At 51.9% G+C, this 237-nt stretch carries 1 protein-coding gene; it reads right to left on the bottom strand.

The annotated features are described in order from the left end of the window. A partial coding sequence (locus QN347_RS20890; protein ID WP_323494559.1) for a hypothetical protein occupies window positions 1–237 on the bottom strand: 237 nt, incomplete at both ends.

Here is a 237-nt window from a genome sequence, read left to right on the forward strand (position 1 = left end):
GTCCGTGATTACCCGCGGCGTGTTGATTTGATCCGTCTGGATATCATAAATCTTTGCTGTACCACTTGCTACCACGACGGTGATTGGGGTACTGGTTGTGCTTGCCCCCAAGTTGTCTGTCGCTTTGGCTGTGACGCTGTAAGTACCTGCTGCCACATTTGACCATGTGATCTGCAGGTGTTGCTGTTCGGCGCAGTAGGACTGCTTGTGGTGTCCACTAAAGTACTGCCCTGATAC

The sequence above is a fragment of the Sphingomonas sp. 10B4 genome (assembly GCF_035019905.1).
GTDB lineage: Bacteria > Pseudomonadota > Alphaproteobacteria > Sphingomonadales > Sphingomonadaceae > Sphingomonas > Sphingomonas glacialis.